A 774-nucleotide genomic window follows, 5' to 3' on the forward strand; every position below is an offset into this window, starting at 1 on the left:
CGCCCGGTGGGGATGGTGTCGGTGACCGTGCCGGTGCCGGCGTTGAGCACCTGGAAGACGTTCTCGCCGGAGGCGTAGTCGTTGACGTTGACCCCGGCCAGGGTGGGGCTGACGGCCGAGGCGCTGATCAGGCTGGTGCCGGCGGGCGCCTGCCAGCGCAGCGTCCCGTCGGCGACGTTCAGCGCGCTCAGCAGGCCGTTGTCCTGGCTGTTGGCCTGGTTGCCCAGGACGACGTCGCCGATGCGGGTGGCCTGCAGCAGCCCCTCGTGCTGCCAGCGCTGCTGACCACCCTCGGGCATCAGGCCCCAGGTAGTCGCCTGCTTGAAGCCGCCGTCGACCGTGACGACCACCTCGCCGTCGGTGACCCCGAGGGCACTCCTCGGAGTCTCACGCGAGGCGCTGCTGGTGCTCGAGGCGGCCAGGACCTTCACCACCGGTGCGGAGGCGGCCTCCTCCTGCGCCCACTGCGGCAGCTCCAGCGTGGCCTGCCACGCCTTCTTACCGGTGGCGGTGTCCAGTGCGAGCACCTCGACGACCCGGTGCTCCGGCGTGGTCCCGGACGCCGGCTGCGCCACGACGAAGGCGGCCACGGCCAGGGAGGTGGTGCCCGTGCGCACCAGCGCCGGCGCGCTCAGGGGACTGGGGCTGCCGGAGGCGGGCAGCACGGGCGCGGTGGGGGAGTGCAGGTCGCCGGCCTCGCCGCTGACCAGGTCGATCACCTGCAGGCCCTGCTCGGTGGTCAGGTAGCCGGTGAGGTCCTGCACGCTCAAGGCC

1 pseudogene is annotated in these 774 nt (G+C 73.1%); it reads right to left on the reverse strand.

The annotated features are described in order from the left end of the window. Positions 1-774, reverse strand: a pseudogene (locus GTR00_RS22010) (hypothetical protein); the annotation flags it as partial.

The organism is Kineococcus indalonis (assembly GCF_009906395.1).
GTDB classification, from domain to species: domain Bacteria; phylum Actinomycetota; class Actinomycetes; order Actinomycetales; family Kineococcaceae; genus Kineococcus; species Kineococcus indalonis.